Origin of the sequence: Desulfosarcina cetonica JCM 12296 (assembly GCF_001311845.1) — a bacterium.
Classification (GTDB): domain Bacteria; phylum Desulfobacterota; class Desulfobacteria; order Desulfobacterales; family Desulfosarcinaceae; genus Desulfosarcina; species Desulfosarcina cetonica.
Genome location: NZ_BBCC01000543.1, coordinates 1 through 612, shown reverse-complemented (window position 1 = coordinate 612; position 612 = coordinate 1). Strand labels below are relative to the sequence as shown.

The following is a 612-nucleotide window of genomic DNA, read 5'->3' as shown; positions in this document are numbered from 1 at the left end:
CCACCACGCGGCCGGTGGGCAACGTGCCCCTCTACCAGCTTCAAGGAGACCACGCGCAAGACCCGCAACCCGGCCAAGCTGGACCCTGAATTTCTCTTCGATCTCATCGAGCAGCAGCTTTCCGACGGCCTCAGTTTCATGGCCATCCACTGCGGCATCAACCAATACACCATCCGGCGACTCAGGAAACAGGCTTCCGGTACGGCGGCCTGGCCTCCAAGGGCGGCACCTTCATGGTCGCTGGATGGACATGAACAAGAAGGAAAATCCCCTTTACGAGCAGTTCGACCGGGTTTGCAACCTGATGAAGAAGTACGACGCGGTGCTTTCCCTGGGCAACGGCATTCGCGCCGGCGCCATTCACGACAGTCATGACCGCGCCCAAATGGCCGAGATGATCATCAACTGCGAGCTGGCCGAGATCGGGCGCGAGATGGGCTGCCAGACCATGGTCGAAGGCCCGGGCCACGTCCCCCTGGACGAGATCGCCGGTAACATCATGCTGGAGAAGCGCATGAGTGGCCATGCGCCCTATTACGTCTTGGGGCCGATCCCGGCGACGTGGGCGCCGGCTACGACCACGTCACCGCCGCCATCGGGGCGGCCACCTCG

Annotated in this window: 1 protein-coding gene and 1 pseudogene; both read left to right on the top strand. The window is 62.9% G+C overall.

Annotated elements, in window-relative coordinates; genetic code table 11:
* Positions 1-78: 78 nt before the first annotated feature.
* Positions 79-132: pseudogene (locus tag JCM12296_RS49640) on the top strand (hypothetical protein); the annotation flags it as partial.
* 118 nt (positions 133-250) lie between these two features.
* Positions 251-612 (top strand): phosphomethylpyrimidine synthase ThiC (locus tag JCM12296_RS35485; protein WP_281492282.1); only part of this gene is annotated, 362 nt, incomplete at its 3' end.